Annotated in this window: 24 protein-coding genes; 17 read left to right on the forward strand and 7 right to left on the reverse strand. The window is 61.7% G+C overall.

The annotated features are described in order from the left end of the window. Window positions 1-109: 109 nt before the first annotated feature. From BBJ66_RS19620 to BBJ66_RS19630, 3 genes are all read left to right on the forward strand, one after another. On the forward strand, window positions 110-1,138 hold the full coding sequence (locus BBJ66_RS19620) for a zinc-binding dehydrogenase (protein WP_049731883.1): 1,029 nt from the start codon (window positions 110-112) through the stop codon (window positions 1,136-1,138). A gap of 7 nt (window positions 1,139-1,145) precedes the next feature. After that, complete coding sequence (locus BBJ66_RS19625; RefSeq protein ID WP_049731884.1) at window positions 1,146-2,081, forward strand: lipid A biosynthesis lauroyl acyltransferase; 936 nt, start codon at window positions 1,146-1,148, stop codon at window positions 2,079-2,081. A gap of 284 nt (window positions 2,082-2,365) precedes the next feature. Next, window positions 2,366-3,082 (forward strand): PAS domain-containing protein, encoded by a 717-nt coding sequence (locus BBJ66_RS19630; RefSeq protein WP_049732039.1) that lies wholly within the window; start codon window positions 2,366-2,368, stop codon window positions 3,080-3,082. Between the two features lie 14 nt (window positions 3,083-3,096). On the opposite strand, the gene BBJ66_RS19635 is transcribed toward BBJ66_RS19630, so the two are convergent. The 3 genes from BBJ66_RS19635 to BBJ66_RS19645 form a co-directional block, all read right to left on the reverse strand. Beyond that, on the reverse strand, window positions 3,097-3,456 hold the full coding sequence (locus BBJ66_RS19635; RefSeq protein WP_071089067.1) for a VOC family protein: 360 nt from the start codon (window positions 3,454-3,456) through the stop codon (window positions 3,097-3,099). Next, complete coding sequence (locus BBJ66_RS19640) at window positions 3,457-3,855, reverse strand: polyketide cyclase (protein ID WP_071089069.1); 399 nt, start codon at window positions 3,853-3,855, stop codon at window positions 3,457-3,459. 70 nt (window positions 3,856-3,925) lie between these two features. Then, window positions 3,926-4,717: a helix-turn-helix domain-containing protein gene (locus BBJ66_RS19645; protein ID WP_049732040.1), complete on the reverse strand. Its 792-nt coding sequence runs from the start codon at window positions 4,715-4,717 to the stop codon at window positions 3,926-3,928. 204 nt (window positions 4,718-4,921) lie between these two features. Between BBJ66_RS19645 and gndA the strand changes: the two genes are divergently transcribed. The 5 genes from gndA to BBJ66_RS19670 all read left to right on the forward strand — a co-directional run bounded on the left by gndA (window position 4,922) and on the right by BBJ66_RS19670 (window position 8,989). Next, complete coding sequence (gndA, locus tag BBJ66_RS19650; RefSeq protein ID WP_190238023.1) at window positions 4,922-6,373, forward strand: NADP-dependent phosphogluconate dehydrogenase; 1,452 nt, start codon at window positions 4,922-4,924, stop codon at window positions 6,371-6,373. 102 nt (window positions 6,374-6,475) lie between these two features. Continuing rightward, a complete protein-coding gene (locus BBJ66_RS19655; protein ID WP_049732041.1) occupies window positions 6,476-7,234 on the forward strand; it encodes a carbon-nitrogen hydrolase family protein in 759 nt (252 codons plus the stop codon). Between the two features lie 13 nt (window positions 7,235-7,247). Next, entirely contained in the window at window positions 7,248-7,754 is a 507-nt protein-coding gene (locus BBJ66_RS19660) for a GNAT family N-acetyltransferase (RefSeq protein WP_049731888.1), read from the forward strand. A 13-nt stretch (window positions 7,755-7,767) separates the two neighbouring features. Beyond that, complete coding sequence (locus BBJ66_RS19665; RefSeq protein WP_049731889.1) at window positions 7,768-8,277, forward strand: GNAT family N-acetyltransferase; 510 nt, start codon at window positions 7,768-7,770, stop codon at window positions 8,275-8,277. A 94-nt stretch (window positions 8,278-8,371) separates the two neighbouring features. Further along, window positions 8,372-8,989, forward strand: coding sequence for a class I SAM-dependent methyltransferase (locus tag BBJ66_RS19670; RefSeq protein ID WP_049731890.1), 618 nt, complete (start codon window positions 8,372-8,374; stop codon window positions 8,987-8,989). A 31-nt stretch (window positions 8,990-9,020) separates the two neighbouring features. Here the strand turns inward: BBJ66_RS19670 and BBJ66_RS19675 are convergent, their stop codons facing one another. From BBJ66_RS19675 to BBJ66_RS19685, 3 genes are read right to left on the reverse strand one after another with little or no spacing between them, the layout of a single operon-like run. Continuing rightward, complete coding sequence (locus BBJ66_RS19675; RefSeq protein ID WP_071089073.1) at window positions 9,021-9,554, reverse strand: AAA family ATPase; 534 nt, start codon at window positions 9,552-9,554, stop codon at window positions 9,021-9,023. A 2-nt stretch (window positions 9,555-9,556) separates the two neighbouring features. Beyond that, the gene (locus tag BBJ66_RS19680; protein ID WP_049731892.1) at window positions 9,557-10,633 is read right to left on the reverse strand and encodes a D-alanine--D-alanine ligase family protein; all 1,077 of its coding nucleotides are present in this window, start codon (window positions 10,631-10,633) and stop codon (window positions 9,557-9,559) included. A 32-nt stretch (window positions 10,634-10,665) separates the two neighbouring features. Then, entirely contained in the window at window positions 10,666-11,280 is a 615-nt protein-coding gene (locus BBJ66_RS19685; protein WP_071089631.1) for a C39 family peptidase, read from the reverse strand. A gap of 173 nt (window positions 11,281-11,453) precedes the next feature. Here BBJ66_RS19685 and BBJ66_RS19690 point away from each other — a divergent pair, with 173 nt between their 5' ends. Then, on the forward strand, window positions 11,454-12,371 hold the full coding sequence (locus BBJ66_RS19690) for a LysR family transcriptional regulator (protein WP_071089075.1): 918 nt from the start codon (window positions 11,454-11,456) through the stop codon (window positions 12,369-12,371). 30 nt (window positions 12,372-12,401) lie between these two features. Here the strand turns inward: BBJ66_RS19690 and BBJ66_RS19695 are convergent, their stop codons facing one another. Further along, entirely contained in the window at window positions 12,402-13,439 is a 1,038-nt protein-coding gene (locus tag BBJ66_RS19695) for a LacI family transcriptional regulator (RefSeq protein WP_049731894.1), read from the reverse strand. A 453-nt stretch (window positions 13,440-13,892) separates the two neighbouring features. Between BBJ66_RS19695 and BBJ66_RS19700 the strand changes: the two genes are divergently transcribed. The 8 genes from BBJ66_RS19700 to mgrA all read left to right on the forward strand — a co-directional run bounded on the left by BBJ66_RS19700 (window position 13,893) and on the right by mgrA (window position 24,185). After that, window positions 13,893-15,128 carry an ABC transporter substrate-binding protein gene (locus BBJ66_RS19700; protein ID WP_071089077.1) on the forward strand — a complete coding sequence of 412 codons (1,236 nt, stop codon included), beginning with the start codon at window positions 13,893-13,895 and terminating at the stop codon, window positions 15,126-15,128. A 166-nt stretch (window positions 15,129-15,294) separates the two neighbouring features. Then, the gene (locus tag BBJ66_RS19705) at window positions 15,295-16,203 is read left to right on the forward strand and encodes a carbohydrate ABC transporter permease (RefSeq protein WP_049731896.1); all 909 of its coding nucleotides are present in this window, start codon (window positions 15,295-15,297) and stop codon (window positions 16,201-16,203) included. After that, window positions 16,196-17,140, forward strand: a complete 945-nt coding sequence (locus tag BBJ66_RS19710; RefSeq protein ID WP_049731897.1) for a carbohydrate ABC transporter permease — start codon at window positions 16,196-16,198, stop codon at window positions 17,138-17,140. The genes BBJ66_RS19705 and BBJ66_RS19710 overlap by 8 nt, the downstream gene beginning before the upstream one ends. Before the next feature lie 4 nt (window positions 17,141-17,144). Then, window positions 17,145-18,251, forward strand: a complete 1,107-nt coding sequence (locus BBJ66_RS19715) for an ABC transporter ATP-binding protein (RefSeq protein WP_071089080.1) — start codon at window positions 17,145-17,147, stop codon at window positions 18,249-18,251. Window positions 18,252-18,545: 294 nt separating this feature from the next. Further along, window positions 18,546-21,005 (forward strand): beta-mannosidase, encoded by a 2,460-nt coding sequence (locus BBJ66_RS19720; RefSeq protein ID WP_071089081.1) that lies wholly within the window; start codon window positions 18,546-18,548, stop codon window positions 21,003-21,005. 38 nt (window positions 21,006-21,043) lie between these two features. Then, entirely contained in the window at window positions 21,044-21,805 is a 762-nt protein-coding gene (locus tag BBJ66_RS19725; RefSeq protein WP_071089083.1) for a sugar phosphate isomerase/epimerase family protein, read from the forward strand. An 8-nt stretch (window positions 21,806-21,813) separates the two neighbouring features. Next, window positions 21,814-22,947 (forward strand): Gfo/Idh/MocA family protein, encoded by a 1,134-nt coding sequence (locus tag BBJ66_RS19730; RefSeq protein WP_071089085.1) that lies wholly within the window; start codon window positions 21,814-21,816, stop codon window positions 22,945-22,947. 206 nt (window positions 22,948-23,153) lie between these two features. Then, window positions 23,154-24,185, forward strand: a complete 1,032-nt coding sequence (mgrA, locus tag BBJ66_RS19735; RefSeq protein ID WP_049731902.1) for an L-glyceraldehyde 3-phosphate reductase — start codon at window positions 23,154-23,156, stop codon at window positions 24,183-24,185. The last annotated feature ends 102 nt before the right edge of the window (window positions 24,186-24,287 follow it).

A 24,287-nucleotide genomic window follows, 5' to 3' on the forward strand; every position in this document is an offset into this window, starting at 1 on the left:
CCTCGGGCTTGTCCCGAGGATCTACTTGCATCACTCAATGACCGCTGGCAGATGCTCGGGACAAGCCCGAGCATGACGACGATCCACGTAGAAGAAAGAACTATAAATCATGCGCGCTTTGCAACTGATCGATGACCGCAAGCTTGAGATCACCGACCTGCCGGAACCGGATGCGCCTGCCGCCGGTGAGGTGACGCTGCGCGTCAAGGCGGTGGCGCTCAACCATATCGACGTCTGGGGCTGGCGCGGCATGGCTTTCGCCAAGCGCAAGATGCCGCTGGTCATCGGTGCCGAGGCTTCCGGCGTCGTGGAAGCGATCGGCGCGGGTGTCGCCAATGTGCTGCCGGGCCAGCTCGTCTCGATCTACGGCGCGCGCACCTGCGGTCTCTGCCGCCCCTGCCGCGAAGGCCGCGACAATCTCTGCGAACATGTCTCCGGCGTGCACGGCTTCCATCTCGACGGCTTCGCGCAGGAGAAGGTCAACCTTCCCGCGCGGCTGCTCGTGCCGGCTCCTCCCGGTGTCGATGCGATCGGTGCTGCACTTGCGCCCGTCACCTTCGGCACCGTCGAGCACATGCTGTTCGACAATGCCAGGCTCGAGCCCGGCGAGACGATCCTCGTCCACGCCGGCGGCTCGGGTATCGGCACGGCGGCGATCCAGCTGGCCAAGAAGATCGGCTGCACTGTCATCACCACGGTTGGTTCGGACGACAAGATCGAAAAGGCCAAGGCTCTCGGCGCCGATCACGTCATCAACTACCGCACCGACCGCTTCGAGGGCGTGGTGCGCAAGCTCACCAAGAAGAAGGGCGTCGACGTCGTCTTCGAACATGTCGGCAAGGATACCTGGGCAGGCTCGATGCTCTGCATGAAGCGCGGCGGGCGGCTCGTCACCTGCGGCTCGACCTCGGGTGTTTCCACGGAGATGAACCTGATGATGCTGTTCCAGCAGCAGCTGAAGCTCTTCGGCTCCTTCGGCTGCCGCATGGAGAACATGGCCGATGCGATGCAGAAGATGGGCCGCGGGCTCGTGCATCCCGTCATCGACACCGAGGTCAGCTTCAGCGATATCGACCGGGCGCTGGAGCGGATGGAATCGCGCCAGATCTTCGGCAAGATCATTTTGAAGATGGATTGAGCCCCAAGTGAAGCTCTTCATCACCCGGATCGTTCTGGCGCTCAGGCACTTCCAGCAATGGCTGGTGGCGCAGGTGATGTTCGGTTTTCTAAACGTGCTGAAGCTGTTTCCGGCTGATGGCGCGATTCGCTTCGCCGACAGGATGATGCGCCGCCTCGGCCGGCGGACACGCCGCCACAGGCTGATGCTCGTCAATCTGCGCAACGCCTTTCCCGAGAAGAGCGAGGCCGAGATCGAAGAGATCGCGCTCGGAAGCTGGGGCAATATGGGCCGGCTTGCGGCCGAATACGTGTTCCTCGACCAGTTGTTCGACTACGACCCTGAAAAATCGGAGCCGGGCAGGGTGGAGGTGTCGGGTATCCCGATCTTCCTCGATCTGCGCGACAATCCGCGCCCCTTCATCGTCTTTACCGGCCATACCGCCAATTTCGAGCTGCTGCCGGTGGCCGGCGCCGCCTTCGGGCTTCATGTGACCGTGCTCTTCCGGCCGCCGAACAATCCCTATGTCGCCAAGAAGGTCTTCGATTTCAGGAGCGCGCGGATGGGCAAGCTGGTGCCCTCGCATGCGGGCTCCTCCTTTGCGCTCGCCCGTCAGCTGGAAGCCGGCCAGGGCGTGGGCGTGCTCGTCGACCAGAAATTCCGCAAGGGGCTGAAGGGCACTTTCTTCGGGCGCGACGTCAAGACCAATCCGCTGCTGCCGAAGCTGGTGCGCCAGTTCGACTGCGAGGTCTATCCGGCGCGCTGCGTCCGGCTGCCCGACAACCGCTACCGGCTGGAAATCGAGCCGCGGCTGGACATGCCGCGCGATGCCAAGGGCAATCTCGACCTGCCGGCGGCGGCCCAACTGCTCAACGACAAGGTGGAAAGCTGGGTGCGGGAATACCCGGAACAGTGGCTCTGGTATCATGACCGCTGGCAGATCAAGCAGACGCTCGACTCCTAGCACGCGTCGCGATCTTTCGGATTCGCTCTTCGCGCTTCTTTGTTTTGACGCATGTCGTTATCGCAAAACCGCGGCGCACTTTTGCGAGACATGCTCCAGGAATATCCACCCCCATTTATCAGCGGTGAAAAGCGGCAGGTGCTCGCGGATTGAAACTGAGTGTAAATTCATGGTACCCGTCGCTACCAAAACGCGAACAATGTCTACCGAAAGGCGCATTTTTCGAAAGATGCAGCCATGTCAGGTCTCGGACATGTCTCTTGGGCCAATGGGAGTTGGGCGTCTTGCTGGAGCTTTTTCGAGCTTTTTCCTTGCGTTGCACGCAGATAGAGGAAGCCATACGCCTGGGTGACGATCAGCGCGTCACGGCGCTCGACGGCCATGTCGAGCCGCTGGTCGAGGCAATCCTCGCCCATCAAGCGGTCAATCTGCTCGAAGCCTACATGCAGCTGCAGTTTGTGACTCATCTGATCGGCCAGGACGCCGACGACAGCGCCAGCGTCGCCGAGCACACGACGGTCCTTTCCTACCTGCTCGACCGCTATTTCGGCACGCATGGGCCGGACTGGCGCGTGCCGTCGCCGCAGGACGTGCGCATCGAGCCGCCGCCGGCCTATGTGCCGGATACCGACAACGGCCAGTTCCTCAATTCGGCGATCCTCGAAAGCCTGCCGGACCGGGTGGCGGTGCTGACCAAGGACTATCGCTTCCTCTATTCCAATCCAGCCAACTGCGCCCATCTCAACAAGAAGCCGATGGAGCTTATCGGCCGCCATCTTTCCGAATTCATCGGAGAGGAGCTGTTTGCCGCGTGCGCCAAATACAAGCTCGACGCCTGCTTTGCCGGTGAGCAGATCGACTATGCCTATAAATGTCCGGACGGCAACGGCGGATCAGGGCAGGTGCGCTGTCGCATGTCGCCGTTGCGCGATGCCGGCGGTACCGTGATTGGCGCGCTGCTCGTCATGGAGGATATCGATCGACAGCGGCCAACTGGCTGATCAATCGGCCGCCTTCAGGCGGCCGCCCAGACGGCGAGCTCATACCCGTCGCGGTCGAGGAAGTGGAAGCGCCGGCCGCCTGGGAAATCGGTGATCGGCCGGACGATCGTGCCGCCAGCCCTCTCGACCGAGATCAGCACCTCTTCCAGATTGCTGGCATAAACGACGACCAGCGGGCCGCCCGGCCGCACGGGGCCGAAATCGGTGAAGCCGCCCTTCAGCCGGCCATCGTCGAATTCGCAGTAGTTCGGGCCGTAATCGGTGAAACGCCAGCCGAAGGCCGAGCCGTAAAAGGCTTTGGCGGCGGCGATGTCGGCGACGTTGAATTCGACATAATCGATGCGGCGGTCGTTGTTGTCTGATTTGACGGTCATCTATCTCTCCATCAGGGCTTTCAGCATGGCGAGATCCTTCTCGACATGGGCGGCATCGGCTGAAAACTGCGCATCGGTCATGCCGGGCAGCCGCAACAGCGTGAACATGACCTCGCAGCCATCGCCGTTCGGCACAATGCGCAGCGCATTATAGACCCTGAGGCCGGATTCGATCGTCACCGTGTGGTCGATCACACCGAATTCATTGCCGGGCACGAAGCTGATCTTGATGGTTCCGAGAGGGCCGTCGGCGATCCAGTCGGCGCCGTGAGGCTCGAGGCCGCTTGCAAGGCCGGAGGCCCAGAGCGGCATGTTCTCCGGCTTGCCGGCGAAGTCGTAGACGTCGCGCCAGTCGCGCTCGATCGATTGGTGGATGATTTTCGCGGGCATCGTCGACATGGCTTGCAGGTCCTTGATATCGGGTCTCGCTGTCGTAGCAGGCTGATCTGCGGCGTCTTGAACAAAACGGTCAGCCTGGTCTTTTCGGCATGCCGAGTTGGCCGACAATGACGGCGGGTGTCAGGCTCGAGAGTTCGCCGACCTCGCGCGTCATGTGGGCCTGATCGGCAAAGCCCGCTTCGAGCGCAAGGCGGGCAAGCGGCATCGTGCCCGCCTTGCGGCAGAGATCGAGGAAACGCTGGAACCGGCGGATGCGTTCCAGCGTCTTGGCGCCATAGCCGAAATGGTGGTGGCAGCGGCGGCGCAACTCCCTTTCGCTCACGCCGAGCCGGCTGAGCAGCTCGGACGCCGGACGGCCGCCATCGGCGGCGGCGAAGATAACCGCGGCGTCCCGGGCCGGTTCGTCGGTATCGCGCGCGGCCTCTTCGAGCAAGCGGGCGAATAGCGCCATGGCATTCGAGGGATCGGGACAATCGCCAAGCCGTGCCTCGAATTCGGCCGTGTCCTTCCAGCCGATTTCGGCAAGCGGCACCGAGCAGCCGACCAGCGCCGAGAGCGGCGTCTTCAGCCAGGGCGCGGCGGCGCCCGGCGCAAAACGTGCGCCGATGATGGTCGCGTCCGGCCGGAGAACGGGAAAGGCCGCCGTCCTGTCGGGTCCGGCAACGGCCAGCCGGCCGTCGATCCAGAGGAGGTCGCAATAGCCGTCCGGCACGATTGCCACATGTGCCGGCGGTCCGTCATGGAGCGTATGTGACCAGAACCGGCTGAAATGGCGCCGCAGCGGCGGCGACGGCGCATATTCGCGGTAGCGGCCGGCACGGGCGGCGAGCAGGGCCGTATCTTTTCGTCTTCCCGATTCCAAGGCGAGATCTCCCGAAATGCCGATGATACCACCAGATAGGGCATCAAGGGCAGGTCGCGAAAAAACTTGGTTGCCGATCAGCCGGCGCAAGCGGTTGTCGGACAAGTCGCGATATTGCAAGCTTCATTTCATTGTTTTTGCGAACCGATTAGACCCTTGCGAGACTTGCCGTTTGACCGAGACAGTGCCACAACACCGGTCCAAATGACACATCGGAGGTTTGTCGTGGAAAAGGCAGAAATCGGACTGATCGGTCTTGCGGTCATGGGCTCAAACTTGGCGCTCAACATCGCGGAGAAAGGCAATAAAATTGCGGTCTTCAACCGTACGCCTGAGAAAACCGACGAATTCTACGAAAGCGCCGGCGATCTGAAAAAGCAGATCATTCCCTGCAAGACGATCGAAGAGTTCGTCGATGCGATCCGGCCGCCGCGCCCGATCATCATCATGATCAAGGCCGGCGATGCCGTCGATCAGCAGATGGAGGCGTTGCGCCCGCATCTGTCCAAGGGCGACATCATGATCGATGCCGGCAACGCCAATTTCCGCGATACCGTCGCCCGCTTCGACCGCCTCAAGGACACGGATCTGACCTTCATCGGCATGGGCGTTTCCGGCGGCGAAGAAGGTGCGCGCCACGGCCCGTCGATCATGGTCGGCGGCACCGAGGAATCCTGGAAGCGCGTCGAGAAGGTGCTGACCTCGATTGCCGCCCGCTACAATGACGAGCCCTGCGTTGCCTGGCTCGGCAATGACGGCGCCGGCCATTTCGTCAAGACCATCCATAACGGCATCGAATATGCCGACATGCAGATGATCGCCGAAATCTACGGCATCCTGCGCGACGGTCTCGGCAAGAGCGCCTCCGACATCTCCGGCATCTTCGGCGAGTGGAACAAGGGCCGGCTGAACTCCTACCTGATCGAGATTTCCGAGAAGGTGCTTGCTGCGACCGATCCGGTTTCCGGCGGGCCGATGGTCGACATGATCCTCGACAAGGCCGGCCAGAAGGGCACCGGCAAATGGTCGGCGATCGAGGCGCAGAACATGGGCATTCCGGCAACGGCAATCGAGGCCGCGGTCGCCGCCCGCAGCCTCTCTTCGATGAAGTCGCAGCGCGAAGCCGCCGAAAAGATTTTCGGCACGCAGGCCGCATCCTTCCCGATCGCTTACGGCCCCGAACTCAACAAGGATCTGGAACTGGCGCTGTTTGCCGCCAAGATCGGCGCCTATGCCCAGGGCTTCGCGGTGATGGCGGAGGCCTCGCGCGAGTTCAACTGGTCACTGCCGATGCCGACGATTGCCAGGATCTGGCGTGCCGGCTGCATCATCCGCTCGCAGTTCCTCGACGAGATCACCTCGGCCTTCACCAAGGCGCCTGATGCCGCCAACCTGATCGTCACGCCCGCCTTCTCCGACATGGTCAAGGAATCGATCCCGGCGCTGCGCCGCGTCGTTGCCGCGGCCATCTCCGCCGGCCTGCCGGTGCCGGCGCTGACCTCGGCGCTCACCTATTTCGATGCCTACCGCCAGGGCAGGGGAACGGCCAACCTCATCCAGGCGCAGCGCGACTTCTTCGGCGCCCACGGCTTCGACCGCCTGGATGGCAAGGACTTCCACCACGGCCCCTGGGGCAGCGGTGCTGCGAGCTTCTAAGGTTTGCCGAGGGAAGACATCAAGGAAGAGCCCGGCCGTCGCGCCGGGCTTTTTCGTAGCTTCGGCCGCTCAGGCGGTGAGACGTTCGAAAGGGAGATCGACGTGGGAAGCATCCGGATAGCCGCTGCGCAGACGCCGGAATTTCGGGAAAATGTCGGGGCGGCCTTGGATTATGCCATTGGGATCGCAGCACTGGCCGAGACCGATGGCGTGGCCTTGCTGCTCTTTCCCGAGGGGTTTCTCCAGGGCTACCTGACCGATGAACCGTCGGCACGTCGCGTTGCCCTCGATCTCGCATCGCCTGCGTTCGTGGCGGTCCTGGATCGGTTACCGAAGTCAGGACCGATGCTGGTCATGGGGCTGATCGAGATCGATGACGGGCGATTGTTCAACACAGCCATCGTCGTCGAACGCGGCGTTCTCCTCGGCCGCTACCGGAAAGCCCATTTGCTGCGTGGCGAACAGGCCTTCGAAGCGGGGGAAGAGAGTCCACTCTTTGCGATCGGCGATCTGCGCTTTGGTATAAACATCTGCTACGACACCAACTTTCCTGAAGCGGCCGCAAAGCTCGAAGCGCTGGGTGCATCCCTGATCTTATGTTGCTCCAACAATATGATGCCACGAGATAAAGCGGAAATATTCAAGGAGCGGCACAATGTGGTCCGCGCCGAGAGATGCCGTGAAACAGGCCTATGGATGATATCGTCCGATGTGACGGGCGAGCGCGACGGGCGCGTCGCCTGGGGACCGACGGCGGTGCTGAACGCGGAAGGGCAGATCGTGGCGCAATTGCCGCTGGAAGAACCCGGCTTGCTGATTTTCGACTATCACTGCACGGCATCCGCGGTAGATCAGGCATGAGGAGTTGACCGAGATGCTCATCCGATATGAAACACCGGCGGATATCGATGCGATCCATGATCTGACCGAGGTAGCGTTCAAGCCAATGCCCTACAGCGATGGTACCGAAGCGGAGATTGTCAGCAGGCTTCGCGCAGCGGGCGATCTGACGATATCGCTGGTTGCTGAAGAAGAAGGCGAGATCCTGGGGCATGTCGCATTTTCGCCGGTGACGATCGACGGCGTGCATGGTGGCTGGTTCGGACTGGGTCCGATATCCGTCAAACCGGAGAGACAGCGGCAGGGGATCGGCAAGGCGTTGATTGTCAGGGGATTTGACCTGTTGAAGGAGAGCGGTGCCGCCGGCTGTGCGTTGATCGGCAACCCAGACATCTATAGCCGCGTCGGTTTCAGCAACGATGGGCAGCTGACGTATCTCGACTTCGATAGGCGGCTCGTACAACGGATTGTTTTCCGCGGGACCACGCCAAGCGGAATGCTGCAATTTGCCCCAGCCTTTGAAACGCCAAACCCCATCTGACAGAGGCGACGACATGTCCGAAACCGGCGCGATAAAAATCCGAACCGAGCGTCTGAGACTTCGCATGCCTAGTATAGACGATTTCGCCGCCTATGCGCGGCTCATGGCCTCGCCGCGGTCGGCCGGGATGGGCGGGCCGTTCGATCTGCGCGCGGCCTGGGGAATGTTCTGTCACGACGTGGCGCTCTGGCAACTGTTCGGGCACGGGGCGCTGATGATCGACCTTGCCGAGACCGGCGAATGCGTCGGTCAGGTGGGGATCAATCACGGGCCGCTCTTTCCGGAAAAGGAGCTGGGCTGGTTCGTCTATGAGAGCCATGAGGGCAGGGGGTATGCGACCGAGGCGGTCATGACGTTACGAGACTGGGCCTTTGCGACGCTCGGCCTGCCGTCGCTCGTCAGCTATATCGCCCCCGGCAACAAAGCCTCGATTGCCGTGGCGGAGCGGCTGGGGGCGCGTCTCGATCCGACGGCATCTCGAACCGATCCCGCGGATCTCGTTTATCGTCATTCCGCTTCCTGATAAAATGGTCATGGGAACGGCGCTTGGAGGCAGACGTCTCAATCCTTACATGTTGATCGGTCAGGATCGGGCGCTGCAAAAATGGGGATGCCGGATGACGGAGGCGAAGCGGGAGCATTGGGACGCGGTCTACCGCACGAAAGCTGCCGACAGCGTCAGCTGGTATCAGCCGACGCCCGAGCCTTCCCTGCGGGCGCTTGACGCGCTGCAACTGCCGGTCACGGCTTCGCTGATCGATGTCGGCGGCGGCGCATCGAGCCTTGTCGATCGTCTTCTCGAGCGCGGATGGTCCGATCTCACCGTTCTCGACATCGCTGCGCCGGCGCTCGATGTTGCCAAGGCGCGGCTGGGGGACGAGGCGGCCCGCATCGCCTGGATGATTGAAGATGTCACCGTGTGGCGACCAGGACGTCAGTACGATGTGTGGCACGACCGCGCCGTCTTTCACTTCCTCACCGAGCGCGAGCAGCGGCTGGCTTATCGCCGCGCACTCGAAACCGGCACGGCGCCGGGCAGCGCCGTGATCATTGCCTCTTTCGCACCGGACGGGCCGGAACGATGCAGCGGCCTGCCGGTCGAACGTTACGACGCGGCCGCTCTTGCACGCGAAGTCTCGTCCGCCTTCGCGCTTCAACGCGACTGGCGCGAGGAGCACACGACCCCCGGCGGTGGCCGGCAGTCGTTTCAGTGGTGCGTCTTCCGCAGGCGCTGAGGTTCCCCTTGAGAAAGCAGCCGAGAGGCGGCTACCTCGTTTTTAGTCGATCGAGGATGAAATCCGCCCGGTCGGCGACCGCGATTTTCGGCAGCATGACGACGTCGTAGCCAAGCGCCGGATAGATTGCGACAAGCCGGTCATATTCGGCGACCGCCTCGTCGAAGCCATGGCGCCGCTCGCGATCGGTGACGTAGATTTCCGGCCATGGCGGGGTGAGAAAAACGCTGCTGTTATAACGGTGGAGGGCGCTTAGTCTTTCCAGGACCGGTTCCCCGGTCAGATGCTGAAGCGCTGCTGCGGCATCGATCAGCCCTCGGTCGAAAAACGTCCAGCCGGCCCGCCCGCACGCCGCCGCGTGGTCGGCCGTTGCGAACTCGATGGCGCGGCGGGCGAAGGCCGCCATGTCGATCCAGGGCAGGGCTGTACCGTCGCTTTCTAGCTCCTGCCTGACGATCCGTCGGCCCGGTTCTTCGACGATCGCATGACCGCGACGGCCAAGTTCGGCCAGCAGCGTCGATTTCCCGCCGCCGGAACAGCCTGAAATCAGGACCGACCTGTTCATGCTCAGGCAGCCCGGCCGGCGCGCGCCAGGCCGTGATCGACGAGGCGGTCGATGATCTCGGCGTAACCGACGCCGCTTGCCGCCATCGCCTTGGAATACATGCTGATATCGGTGAAGCCGGGGATGGTATTGAGCTCGTTGACGAGGAACCGCATGTCATCCGTCAGGAAGAAATCGACGCGGGCCATGCCGTCGCAGCCGACCGCCCGGAAAGCTCTCGCGGCCATGTCGCGCATGGCGGCCTCGACCTCCTCAGGCAGGTCGGCCGGGACTTTCAGCGCCGCGCCCTGTTCGTCGATATATTTGGCATCGTAGCTGTAGAAGCCATGGCTTTCGGCTGGCACGATCTCGCCCGGCCGGGAGACGAAGAGTTCGCCGGCCGCATCCTCCAGTACGCTGAATTCGATCTCGCGGCCGGCAACGAACTCCTCGGCGAGCAGTATCCGATCGTGGCGGAAGGCCTCGGCAAGGGCGCCTGCGAATTCCTGGCTGGCATGGACCTTGGCGACGCCGACCGACGATCCCTGCCGCGCCGGCTTGATGAAGAGCGGCAGTCCAAGCTCGCTTTCGAGAGCTGCCAGCGAGGGGGCAGTATCCTCGCGCACCGTCACGGCACGCGCCACCGGCAGGCCGGCCGCCCTGAGCAGGCGTTTGGCGATGTCCTTGTCGAGCGCCGCGGCCGAGCCAAGAATGCCGCAGCCGGCGAGCGGCACGCGCGCCACCTCCGCCAGACCCTGCACCGATCCGTCTTCGCCATGCAGGCCGTGCAGCACGGGAAACAGGATGTCGATCCCCGGCAATTCATGGGCCGCGCCATGGGCCGGGATCGCTAGCATCCGGCCGCGTCCGCCCGGCACGAGGCAGATTTCGACGCCTGATGACGGTGTCGCCAATATGCCGTCCTCGAAATTGCTCAGCAGCCATTGTCCCTCGCGGGTGATGAAAACGGGGATGGCATCATATTTCTCGGGCTTGAGCGCGCCCATGACATTGGTTGCCGAAAGAATGGAAACCTCATGCTCGGCCGAGCGGCCGCCGAAGAGCACGGCGATGCGCAGCCTGTTTGGGGAAGGGGTCATGCAAGCCTCCGAAACGATCTGGTGTTGAAAGGTCAGGCGTCGACAGATATGCCGCGATTGGCGAAGAAGCGGTCGAAGACGGCAAGCGGCAGCGTCACATCAGCCTGGCTCGCCTCATCATGGCCGGACGGGTTGTGGAAGCGGATCGTCTCGTCGCTTGCTGCCGTCACCAGCATCAGATGCCCGCCCTTCGAAGGTGGCTGGCGCTCCGGCCAGCGGATGCCCGAATGCACAGAGGCGATGAAGAAGCGCCGTTTCGATAGAAGCTTTGGAATGGCCGATGTCTCGACGCCTGTCATCGTCTCCGCATTCAGCGCGAATCGGTCGGCGGCGAAGCGGACGAAGGGTGCGTAGATCAGCCCCTTGATCGAGGCATCGATCTCGCTGACGACATAACCGCCATATCTAGTGCAGGCCCGGGCAAGCTCGAGGGTCGGATGGATCTCACCGCGGGCGGCCAGGATCATCTTCAAACAGGCCATGCCGCAGACATTGACCGCCCAGCGCGCATATTCCTCGATCGTCGCGGCGCCGGAATGGCGCCAGAGCGGATCGCCGAGCAAGGCCTGCGACCCCTCGGCAAGCACCGGCAGCGTCATGCCCGGTGTTTCCCATTGGCTGAAATAGGGCACGCTGCTTTCTTGCATTCTGTCGATATCTCCGTAACTGGCTGCGAGATGGCGGAACATCTTGGCTTTTTTCGAGTCAGGCCGTTTGCGATTTTCCACGCTAGGAAGAGATTTTCTTCAGGTCCACTTAATTAAAATAAGAATATAGTTTAGAAATTTTGGCTGATTGATCGGCTGGAGAGGAGCAGGGTTTGGACTTTTTCAGATTGCGCACGCTTCGCGAACTCTCACGCCGCGAAACGATGGCGGCGGTCGCCGATGCGCTCGGCATTTCGTCGTCTGCGGTTTCCCAACAGATCGCCCAGCTCGAGGATGAAGTCGGCATTGCACTTATCGAGCGGCGCGGGCGAGGGGTGACGCTGACACCGGCCGGCCAGCGGCTCGTCCTGCATGCCGACCGGATATTTGCCGTCGTCGAGGAAGCCAGAACCGATATTGCCGAGCTGCAAAACATTGTCGCGGGTGAACTCCGGATCGCCGCCCAACCCTCGGCGGCGTCATCCTTCATTCCGGTTGCGATGCGTCAGCTTGCGCTCGACCATCCGCATCTCGACATCGTCATGACGACGATGGGACCTGCTGAAGGGGTCGCGGCGCTTAGAGCTTGGCAGGCCGATATCGTCATTGCCGACGACATATCGTTCGATCCGCATACCTTGGCGGACACGGTCGATCCGCTGTTCCTGTGCCGAGACCAACTCTTCGTGCTTCTACCCCCCGGCCACAGGCTGGAAGCCGAGGCGGTCATCGACCTCGCACAGTTGAGGAATGAATGCTGGGCGCTCGACGTCGCCTCCAGCGCATATTGCCAGATGATGCGCCAAGCGTGCCGCGATACCGGTTTCGAGCCTGTCATCAACGGTTTCAGCGACAGTTTCGAAGTGGTGTTTGCGCTTGTCGAAGCCGGTTGCTCGATTTCGGTGATGCCGGGACTGGCGCTTCGGGAGTTTGGCGAAAGCCTGATCGTCAAACCGCTCGCGCCACCGGTCTATCGCGGTATCCATGCCATCACGCGGCGCGGCGAGGGACGCAACCCGAAGATCGCGGCGGTGCTGGGGCAGTTGGCGAGGAGCGCACCGCGCGGTCTGGAGGCGGTTCAAACAGGCTGAGATCAGCCGTCCACCTCCGCCAATCCCAACTTACTTCCCGCCCTCCGGCCAGATCGGCTGGCTGATGCTCTGCAGCAGCTCCGGTTCGACGCCGTCGATGCGGGCGATGACGGCTTTGGCCATTTCGCGGCCGGCCTGGCGTACGTCTTCCTGGACGGTGATGATCTCCGGGCGGATCCAGTTGAGGATCGGCACCGATTGCTTCGACACCATGTCGAGATCGCGGCCGAGCGCCTTGCCGGCAGCCTCGATGCCGGCATTGACGGCGATTGCCGCGCTGCCGGCGGAACAGACGATGCCGTCGGGGGCATTGGGTGAGCGCATCATCACCTCGACGACATCGCGGATGTCGGCGAGCGGCGCATCGCTGTTGATGCGCAGCGGCACTTCCTCGGCGCCGTAGTCATGCAGGCCGGTCTGGAAGCCGATGCGGATATGGGCGTAATAGGTGAGCTTGCTCGGCGGCTGCAGCAGGGCAATGCGCCGCCGGCCGCGCTTGACCAGCCGCTCCACCGCCTGGTGGGCGAAGGCTTCGTTGTTGAAATCGTGGAAGGGGTGGGTCAGACCCGCATCGGTGCGCCCATGAGTGGCGAAGGGCATGCCGCGCTCGGTCAGCAGCCGCACGCGCGGATCGTCCGGCTCGATGCGCGAGATGATGACGCCGTCGGCCGAGCCGGTATCGAGGATATAACGCACCGGCAGCATCGGATCCTTGCTGTGGGAATGCGGCGTGACGACAATATGATAGGGCGTGCCGGACAATACCTCGGAGATGCCGAAGACCATCTGGCTGGAGAATCCCATGATCTCCTCGTCGATGCTGAGGACGAGGGCGATGACGTTGGTCTTGCCGGTACGCAGGCGCACACCCGCCCTGTTCGGCTGGTAACCGAGCTGGCGGGCGACCATGCGCACCCGCTCCTTGGTCTCAGCCCCGATGTCGGGCGCATCCTTCAGCGCACGCGACACCGTCGTCACGCCAAGGCCGGTCATGAAGGCGATCGTCTTCAGCGTGGGGCGCTCGCGCGACGCAGGCGCCGCTTGCCCGAAATTTCCGTTGTTTTCCATCCCTGTAGGCCTGCCTCGCGCGAATTGGTGTCGCTTATAGAGGCTTTTTCAAGCGCCGTAAGCCCGCCGCCTGCCAAAATCGCGCCTCCCTAAGGAATGCAATCTGTAACGATACAGTAGAAATGTCGAGGGCTTTTTCGTGTGTGCGCTGCGGCGTTATGCGCATAGGTTGAATTTTTGATTCATCTCTATTTTTCTGCACTTGCGAAGAGGGTGAAGCGGATGAAGAAAGCAATAACAAAAAATTTATACATATTTTCAATGTGATAAATTGATTGTGTACATGCGGAATCGTGGTGCTGGATGTCCGTTAGAAGGCTCTTATGATCCGACTGGAAACAGGTACAAGTAGCAATTCCCGTTCTCGCGGAAAAATTTGGAGGCGGACGGTTGCGCGCTCAAATCGATTGATCTAAGTTTTTCCGGCAACGTTTCAGTGAGGGAGGAAAACTCATGAAAATCCGTATCACGGTGGCCGTGCTTGCCGCTTCGGTCGCGCTTCCGTTCGGCGCCGCCAATGCTACCGATCTCGAAGTCACGCATTGGTGGACTTCAGGCGGCGAATCGGCTGCCGTCGCCGAGCTGGCAAAGGCGTTCGACGCCACCGGCAATCACTGGGTCGACGGCGCTATCGCCGGTTCCGGCGGTACTGCCCGTCCGATCATGATCAGCCGCATCACCGGCGGGGACCCGATGGGCGCCACCCAGTTCAACCACGGCCGTCAGGCCGAGGAACTCGTCCAGGCCGGGCTGATGCGCGACCTGACCGACGTGGCGACCGCCGAGCACTGGAAGGACATCATTCGTCCGGCAAGCCTGCTCGATTCCTGCACTATCGACGGCAAGATCTACTGCGCCCCCGTCAACATCCACTCCTGGCAGTGGCTGTGGCTTTCGAACGCCGCCTTCAAGAAGGCCGGCGTGGAGGTTCCGAAGAACTGGGACGAGTTCGTCGCTGCCGCTCCGGCTCTCGAAAAGGCCGGCATCATTCCGCTCGCCGTCGGCGGCCAGCCGTGGCAGGCGACAGGCGCCTTCGACGTGCTGATGGTCGCCGTCGCCGGCAAGGATACCTTCAACAAGGTCTTCAAGGACAAGGATGCGGAAGTTGCTGCCGGTCCTGAGATCGCCAAGGTGTTCAAGGCGGCCGACGATGCACGGCGCATGGCCAAGGGCAGCAACGTCCAGGACTGGAACCAGGCCACCAACCTCGTCATTACAGGCAAGGCCGGCGGCCAGATCATGGGTGACTGGGCGCAGGGCGAGTTCGCGCTTGCCGGCCAGAAGGCCGGTACCGACTATACCTGCCTGCCGGGCCTCGGCGTCAACGAGATCATCTCGACCGGCGGCGACGCCTTCTACTTCCCGCTGCTGAAGGACGAGGAAAAGTCCAAGGCACAGGCCGTTCTTGCCAAGACCCTGCTGGATCCCAAGACCCAGGTTGCCTTCAACCTGAAGAAGGGCTCTCTGCCGGTTCGCGGCGATGTCGATCTCGCCGCCGCCAATGATTGCATGAAGAAGGGTCTCGATATCCTGGCGAAGGGCAACGTGATTCAGGGCACCGACCAGCTGCTTTCGGCCGATAGCCAGAAGCAGAAGGAAGACCTCTTCTCCGAATTCTTCGCCAACCCATCGATGACGCCGGAAGACGCTCAGAAGCGCTTCGCCGGGATCATCGCTTCGGCTGACTGATCGATAGATACGCTGCCTTCACGATCCGGCTCCGCAAGAGCCGGATCGTACCCGGACAAATGTTCGGACGGCGGCGTCTCTCCGACATCCCGGCAAGCCGGGCAGGGATGGCAGACGGCAAATCCGCTCTGTCACGGTCGCGGCTGCGATTTGAGGAGAAGAGTTCATGACGACGGGTCAAGCGCAAGCAGGCCGGCCAATCAAGTTACTGCGCAATCTGAATGCCAAGATTGCGTCCATACCGATGATCCTGACGGCGCTGGTGATTTTTGTCGGCGGCACGTTCTGGACGGTCTTTTATTCCTTCACCAATTCCAAGCTCCTTCCGCGGTTGAGTTTCGTCGGCATCGATCAGTACGAACGCCTCTGGGCGGCACCCCGCTGGGTGACGGCGATCGAGAACCTGGCTCTCTACGGCGTGCTCTCGCTGATCTTCAGCCTGGTCATCGGTTTCATGCTCGCCGCGCTGATGGACCAGAAGATCCGTTTCGAAAACACCTTCCGCACCATCTTCCTCTATCCCTTCGCGCTGTCCTTCATCGTGACGGGCCTCGTGTGGCAATGGGTTCTGAACCCGGATTTCGGCATTCAGTCGGTCGTGCGTTCGATGGGCTGGACGAGCTTCACCTTCAATCCGCTCTATACGCCTGAAATCGTCATCTACGGCATTCTGATTGCCGCGCTGTGGCAGGGAACGGGTCTCGTCATGTGCCTGATGCTGGCCGGCCTGCGCGGCATCGACGAGGATATCTGGAAGGCCGCGCGCGTCGACGGTATCCCGATGTGGAAGACCTATCTCCAGATCGTCATTCCCATGATGCGGCCGGTTTTCATCACGACGATCGTCATCATCGCCTCCGGTATCGTCAAGGTCTACGACCTCGTCGTGGCGCAGACTTCGGGCGGACCGGGCATTTCGTCGGAAGTGCCGGCGAAATATGTCTACGACTACATGTTCCAGGCGCAGAACCTGGGGCAGGGCTTTGCTGCCTCGACCATGATGCTCGTCACCGTCGCGATCATCATCGTTCCGTGGGCCTATCTGGAATTCGGCGGAGGGCGCAAGCGTGGCTGATGTAGGAACTCTCAACACCACCGCTGCCGGCATCGATGCCGTCGCACCGAGACTCGGCGAAGGCCCGAGCGGCGCGAAACCGCGCCCGGCGCTGTCGTCGCGCAACATCGTGCTCTACGGCACGCTGACCGTCGCCGCGCTCTACTATCTGCTGCCGCTCTACGTGATGGTCGTGACGTCGCTGAAGGGCATGCCGGAAATCCGTCTCGGCAACATCTTCTCGCCGCCGATGGAGATCACTTTCGAGCCTTGGGTGAAAGCCTGGGCCGAAGCCTGCACCGGCCTCAACTGCGATGGCCTGTCGCGCGGTTTCTGGAACTCGGTGCGCATCACGGTGCCATCGGTGATCATCTCGATCGCGATCGCCTCTGTGAACGGCTACGCGCTGGCGAACTGGCGTTTTAAAGGATCCGAGCTTTTCTTCTCGATCCTCATCATCGGGGCGTTCATTCCCTATCAGGTGATGATCTATCCGATCGTCATCATCCTGCGCGAAATCGGCATCTACGGCACGCTGACCGGCCTCGTCATCGTGCATTCGATTTTCGGCATGCCGATCCTGACATTGCTGTTCCGCAATTATTTCGTCTCGCTGCCGGAAGAACTGTTCAAGGCGGCGCGTGTCGACGGAGCGGGATTCTGGCAGATCTTCCTGAAGATCATGCTGCCGATGTCGCTGCCGATCTTCGTCGTGGCGATGATCCTGCAGGTGACCGGCATCTGGAACGACTTCCTGTTCGGCGTCGTCTTCACCCGGCCTGATACCTATCCGATGACCGTGCAGCTCAACAATATCGTCAATTCCGTCCAGGGCGTGAAGGAATACAACGTCAACATGGCGGCAACGATCCTGACGGGTCTGGTGCCGCTGATTGTCTATTTCGTGTCGGGACGGCTTTTCGTCCGCGGCATCGCCGCCGGCGCAGTGAAGGGTTGATCGCATGAACATGAATTCGAGTGTCTCCAATTCAAGTGTTTCCATCAGGGATCTGTCGCTGAACTTCGGCGCGGTCAGCGTGCTGAAGGATCTGAACCTCGACATCAATGACGGTGAATTCCTGGTGCTGCTCGGCTCGTCCGGCTGCGGCAAGTCGACCTTGCTGAATTGCATTGCCGGCCTGCTCGATGCCTCGGAAGGGCAGATCTTCATCAAGGGCAAGAACGTCACCTGGGAGGAGCCGAAGGACCGCGGCATCGGCATGGTGTTCCAGTCCTATGCGCTCTATCCGCAGATGACCGTCGAGAAGAACCTGTCCTTCGGCCTTCGGGTCGCCAAGGTCCCGCAGGCCGAGATCGACAAGCGGGTGGCGCGTGCCTCCGAGATCCTGCAGATCCAGCCGCTCTTGAAGCGCAAGCCGGCCGAACTATCCGGCGGCCAGCGCCAGCGCGTGGCGATCGGCCGGGCGCTGGTGCGCGATGTCGACGTCTTCCTGTTCGACGAGCCGCTGTCCAACCTCGACGCCAAGCTCCGCTCGGAGCTGCGCGTCGAGATCAAGCGCCTGCACCAGTCGCTGAAGAACACGATGATCTATGTCACCCACGACCAGATCGAGGCGCTGACGCTCGCCGACCGCATCGCCATCATGAAGAGCGGCATCATCCAGCAGCTCGACGATCCGACGACGATCTACAACCGGCCGCGCAATCTTTTCGTCGCCGGCTTCATCGGCTCGCCGTCGATGAATTTCCTGCGCGGCGAGCTGGTCAAGTCAGGCGATGGCATTGCCTTTTCCGCCAACGGCGTCATTTTCTCGCTCGCTGCTTACGAGGCCAGCGAGGCGCTGCAGCCCGGCCGCAAGGTGGTGCTCGGCGTTCGCCCGGAGCACATTAAGGTCAACGAGAATGCCGGCGGCGAAGAACATGACGCCACCGTCGATATCGAGGAGCCGATGGGCGCGGACAATCTTCTGTGGCTGAAACATGCCGGTCACACGATGTCGGTACGCGTCAATGGTGCCCGCCGCTTCAACGTCGGAGCCAAGGTGAAACTCAGCTTCGACATGACGGTCGCTTCGGTGTTCGATGCCGAGAGTGAGTTGCGGCTCTAGGAGAGGTTCTGCGGGCGGGGCCGGATGGTGCCGCCTGCTTGCAAGGCTGTTTGTATGAATTCGACTAACGCTCCACCCTCCCTCAGGCCGGCGCGAGCTTGGCAAGAGGCCAACTCCGCTCTCCGTCATCCTCGGGCTTGACCCGAGGATCCATGCCGCGGCTGCTGCTGGATGCCGAGTGGATGCTCGGGTCAAGCCCGAGCATGACGGAGGAGAAGGGGTCACAACGAACGACAATGACCGGACGGCGATCATGCGCCATCCATTTCAAAAACGTGAATCGGAATTGAAATCGTGACTCAACAACCGCCCCCCTCCAGCATCGACCTTTCCGGTTCGTGGCAGCTCGCCTCCGTCGACGGTGAGATTCGCACTGCGATCATGCTGCCGGGCGACGTGCATACCGCGCTTCACCGGGCAAGCCTGATCCCCGATCCCTATTTCGGCCGCAACGAGGAAAAGGTGCAGTGGGTTGCCCAGCGCGAATGGGTGGTCGAGCGCAGCTTCACGCTGCAGGAGGTCGAAGGCGACTGGTATCTCGATATCGATTATCTCGACACGGTCGCCAGCGTCCATGTCAACGGCGTCCTGGCGCTCGAAGCCGACAACAGCTTCCGCCGCTATCGGCCTGACGTGTCGAGCATGCTGAAATCCGGCGACAATGTCATCCGTATCGTCTTCGCCTCCAACCCCGCCGTTGGCGCCGAGCGCCAGAAGAAGCAGCCTTTCTATATTCCTTACAGTACCGGCAATTCGCCGATCCCCGACGGCAACATGCTGCGCAAGCCGCAATGCCATTTCGGCTGGGACTGGAATATCGCCATTGCGCCGCTCGGCCTTTACGGCACGATTGCGCTGAAAAAGCTCGAGACCGCGCGCATCGAGCATGTGGTTACCCGCCAGAGCCATAATTTCGATGGTTCGGTCGATCTGATGGTGACGGCGACGCTCCATTCCAAAGGGCCGAGCATTGCCCAGGTCTATTTCGATCTCGACGGCGAGCGGGTGCGCCTCGATGTCGGCGTCCATGGCGAGACCCATGTCAACCACCTCTTCCATATCGACAATCCGCGGCTTTGGTGGCCTTCCGGCAGCGGCGAGCAGGCGCTCTACAGGCTGTCCGTCGCATTGCCGGCGGACGAGGTGACGAAGCAGATCGGCCTTCGCACCATCGAGCTGATCACCGCGCCGGATGCATCAGGCAGCCGCTTCGCCTTCAAGGTCAACGGCCGCGAGATCTTCTTCCGCGGCGCCAACTGGATCCCGGCCGACGCGCTCTATTCGCTGTCCTCGCCCGAGAAGACCGAAGATCTCCTGCAATCGGCGAAAGCCGCCAACATGAACATGATCCGTGTCTGGGGCGGCGGCTTCTACGAGCAGGATCATTTCTACGATCTATGCGACCGGCTGGGCCTGATGGTCTGGCAGGACTTCATGTTCGCCTGCAACCTCTATCCCTCGACCGACGACTTCCTCGGCAATGTGGCTGTTGAGGTCGATTACCAGGTGCGCCGGCTTTCGTCGCACCCGTCGATCGTGCTCTGGTGCGGCGATAACGAACTTGTGGGAGCACTCACCTGGTTCGAAGAATCGCGCAAGGACCGCGACCGTTATCTCGTCTCTTACGACCGGCTCAACCGGACGATCGAGCAGGCGGTGAAGAAGGCGCTGCCGGGCGCGCTCTGGTGGCCGTCGAGCCCGGCCTCGGGCTATCTCGATTTCGGCGATGCCTGGCATGCCGACGGATCCGGCGACATGCATTACTGGTCGGTCTGGCACGAGAACAAGTCGTTCGACAATTACCGTTCGGTGCGGCCGCGCTTCTGTTCGGAATTCGGCTTCCAGTCCTATACCTCGCTGCCGGTCATCAAGACCTATGCCGAGGAGAAGGACATGAATGTCGCTTCCCCGGTCATGGAGCTGCACCAGAAGAATGCCGGCGGCAATGAGCGCATCGCCGGCACGATGTTCCGCTATTTCCGTTTCCCCAAGGATTTTCCGAACTTCGTCTATCTCTCGCAGATCCAGCAGGGGTTGGCCATCAAGACGGCGGTGGAATACTGGCGGTCGCTGAAACCCCATTGCATGGGCACGATCTACTGGCAGCTCAACGACACCTGGCCGGTCGCCTCGTGGTCGAGCCTCGACTATGGCGGCCGCTGGAAAGCGATGCATTATCTCGTCAAGCGTTTCTTCCAGCCGGTCGCGGTCGCCGCCATTCCTTCCGAGGACGGCAAGACGATCCGCTTTTCGCTGGTCAACGACACGCTTGAAGATGTCAGCATCGATCTTTCGATGTCTATCCTGACGATGAAAGGCGAACGTCGGCACGTGAAAGACGTGCAAGCCGTATGCTCGCCGGATGCGGCGGTTACGGCTGCGACAATCGACGTCTCCGACATTGACGAGGGCACGCTGCTTGCCTGGCATTTCACCGCATCGAACGGCATGGGCGGCGAGGGGCATTACGTCAACGGCACCTATAAGGCGTTGGAATTGGAGCCTTCGGGCCTGACCATTACCCACGAATATGTCGAGGCGAGCGGCGCGATCGATATCAACGTCACCGCCAGGGGACTTGCGCTCTTCGTGATGATCGAGAGCGAGACGGACGGCAAATATTCCGACAACGCCTTCGATCTTGCGGCCGGCGAGAGCCGCCGCATCATCTTCACCCCGGCGCGGCCGCTCGATCGCGGCGCGCTTCCTGAGTTCCGGTTCTACGACCTGCATTCCTGCCAATCGGCGGATTGATCTTCCCAAGCATGGGCACGAGGCCCAAGGAGAACATGATGACGAAACTTAGCTACCAGCTGTACAGCGCCCGCAATTTCCAGCCCTATTCGGTGATTTTCGAAAAGCTTGGCAAGGCGGGCTATGCCGAGGTCGAGGGCTTTGGCGGCATCTATGCCGATCTCGACGATGCCGGCCTGAACAACCTGCGCGCCGATCTCGACAAGAACGGCCTGGTGATGGCGACCGGCCATTTCAGCCCTGATTTCCTGGAGAAGGACGTGCAGAAGTCGCTGAACATTGCCAAGATTCTCGGCATGGATTCGATCTATGCGCCGCATCTGGCAGCTGACCAGCGCCCATCCGATGCCGCTGGCTGGACCGCCTTCGGCAAGCGGCTGCAGGAGATGAGCAAGCCCTACAAGGAAGCCGGCTACGAGTTCGGCTGGCACAACCATGATTTCGAATTCGTCAAGCTGGCCGACGGCTCGCTGCCGATCGAGCGCATCTTCGAAGGCGCGCCCGACATTTCCTGGGAAGCCGATATCGCCTGGGTCATCCGTGGCGGCGCCGATCCGTTCGCCTGGGTCGAGAAGCTCGGGCCGCGCATCACTGCAGTCCACGTCAAGGATATTGCGCCGGCCGGCGAAGCGACGGATGAAGACGGCTGGGCCGATGTCGGCCATGGCAAGGTCGAGTGGGCGAAGCTGATTGCGGCCCTGCGCGCCACCAAAGCCAAGCACTTCGTCGTTGAACATGACAATCCCAAAGACATCGACCGCAACATCAGCCGTTCGATTGCATCCTTTCAGACTTATTGAGGCACATCATGACCAGGGAACTTGGCGTCGGCATCATCGGATGCGGCAATATCTCCACCACCTATTTTTCGCTGGCACCGCTCTTCAAGGGGCTGAAGGTGCTGGCCTGCGCCGATATCAATCTGCAGGCCGCCGAGGCGCGCGCCAAGGAATATGGCGTCAAAGCACAGACGATCGACGCGCTTCTCGCCAATGACGAGATCGACGTCGTCGTCAACCTGACGATCCCGGATGCGCATTTCCGCGTATCGAAGTCGATCCTCGAGGCTGGAAAACACGTCTATTCCGAAAAGCCGCTGGTGCTTTCGCTCGAAGAGGGCGAAGAGCTTCGCCGCATCGCGAGGGAAAAGAACCTCGCCGTCGGCTGCGCGCCTGACACCTTCCTCGGCGGCGCCCATCAGCTTGCCCGCAAGTTCATCGATGACGGCGGCATCGGCCGGGTGACGTCGGGGGCCTGCTATGTGATGAGCCCCGGCATGGAGATGTGGCATCCGAACCCGGATTTCTTCTTCCTGCCGGGCGGCGGCCCGATCCTCGATCTCGGCCCCTACTACATCGCCAATCTGATCAACCTGATCGGCCCGGTCAAACGTGTCGGCGCCATGACTTCGATGGCGTCGCCGACCCGCACCATCACCAGCGAGCCGCGCAACGGCGAGATCATCCCGGTCAAGACGCCGACGACGATCCAGGCGCTGCTCGAATTCGTCTCCGGCGCCACCGTGACGCTGACGGCGAGCTGGGATGTATGGTCGCATCGTCACGCCAATATGGAGCTCTACGGCACCGACGGCTCGCTCTACGTGCCGGATCCGAACTTCTTCGGCGGTGTCGTCGAGGCAAGCGGCCGCGACAAGGAGATCAAGCCGCTCGACGTCTGGGAGCATCCATTCGGCAAGATCAACCAGGAAAGCCCGAGCGGCTCGCGCGCCAACTACCGCACCGCTGGCCTTGCCGACATGGCGATGGCGCTGATCGAAGGCCGCGACGCGCGCTGCTCGCTCGACCGCACGCTGCACGGCGTCGACGTCATGACCTCGATCCTGAAGTCGGGCGAGGAAGGCCGTTTCATCGACCTGACCACGACCTGCACGCAGCCGGCGGCACTCGGTATCGAAGAGGCGCAGGCGCTGTTGAAGTGATAGGATAGCGCGCATCCGCCCGGCGCGCGCTCCCAAGCTTCCGTCATCCTCGGGCTTGTCCCGAGGATCTGCCGCGCTGTTAGTAGATCCTCGGGACAAGCCCGAGGATAACGACGTTGGAAGGTGGAGATGTTTTTAGCTTTCGGCCGTCGCTCAGGACGGATACGAAAGGGAAGCAATTTTAGACAGGTTCAGGAGACTTCCGAATGAGCTGGCAACCAGCCGCAGACCGTTATTCGAAGATGAAATATAACCGCACGGGCCGTTCCGGCCTGAAGCTGCCGGCCGTCTCCCTCGGCCTCTGGCACAATTTCGGCGGCGACACGTCGCATGACCGCAAGATCGACATGTGCCGCACGGCCTTCGACCTCGGCATTACCCATTTCGACCTCGCCAACAATTACGGTCCGCCTCCCGGCAGCGCCGAGACCGCTTTCGGCGAGATCCTGCGCACCGAATTTTCCGGGCTTCGCGACGAACTGATCATCTCCTCCAAGGCCGGCTACGATATGTGGCCTGGCCCTTACGGCGAGTGGGGCAGCCGCAAATATCTGATCGCCTCCTGCGACCAGAGCCTGAAGCGCATGGGCCTCGATTATGTCGACATCTTCTATTCCCACCGTTTCGACCCCGAAACCCCACTCGAAGAAACCTGCGGCGCACTCGACCATATCGTCCGCTCCGGCCGGGCGCTCTATGTCGGCATCTCCTCCTACAATTCGCAACGCTCGCGCGAAGCCGCCGCCATCCTCAAGGATCTCGGTACGCCCTGCCTGATCCACCAGCCGAGCTATTCGATGCTCAACCGCTGGGTCGAGGACGACAGACTGCTCGATACGCTCGACGAGGTCGGTATGGGTTCGATCGTGTTCTCGCCGCTCGCCCAGGGCATGCTGACGACAAAGTATCTCGGCGGTATTCCCGATGACAGCCGCGCGGCGCAGAACCATTTCCTGAAGCGCGACTTCATCCGCCCTTCGATCATCGACAATATCAGGAAGCTCAACGACATCGCCGAAAGGCGCGGCCAGACGCTGGCGCAGATGGCGATCGCCTGGGTGCTGCGCGGCGGACGCGTGACCTCGGCACTGATCGGCGCCAGCCGCTCGTCGCAGATCGTCGATTGCGTCAAGGCGCTGGATAATCTTGAATTTTCGGCCGAGGAGCTCGCCGAGATCGACGTCTATGCCCGTGAGGCGGATATCAATCTCTGGGCGAAATCGGCGGAGCGGGAATAGGTAGGTCGAGCCGGAGTTTGGGGCGGCACGATGCAACACCGCCCTCATCTCTGTGACCTCAGGGCTTGCCTGAGGGATGCCACAGAGATCCAGCCAGCCCAA

This window comes from Rhizobium sp. RSm-3 (assembly GCF_001854685.1).
Lineage (GTDB): Bacteria > Pseudomonadota > Alphaproteobacteria > Rhizobiales > Rhizobiaceae > Rhizobium > Rhizobium ecuadorense.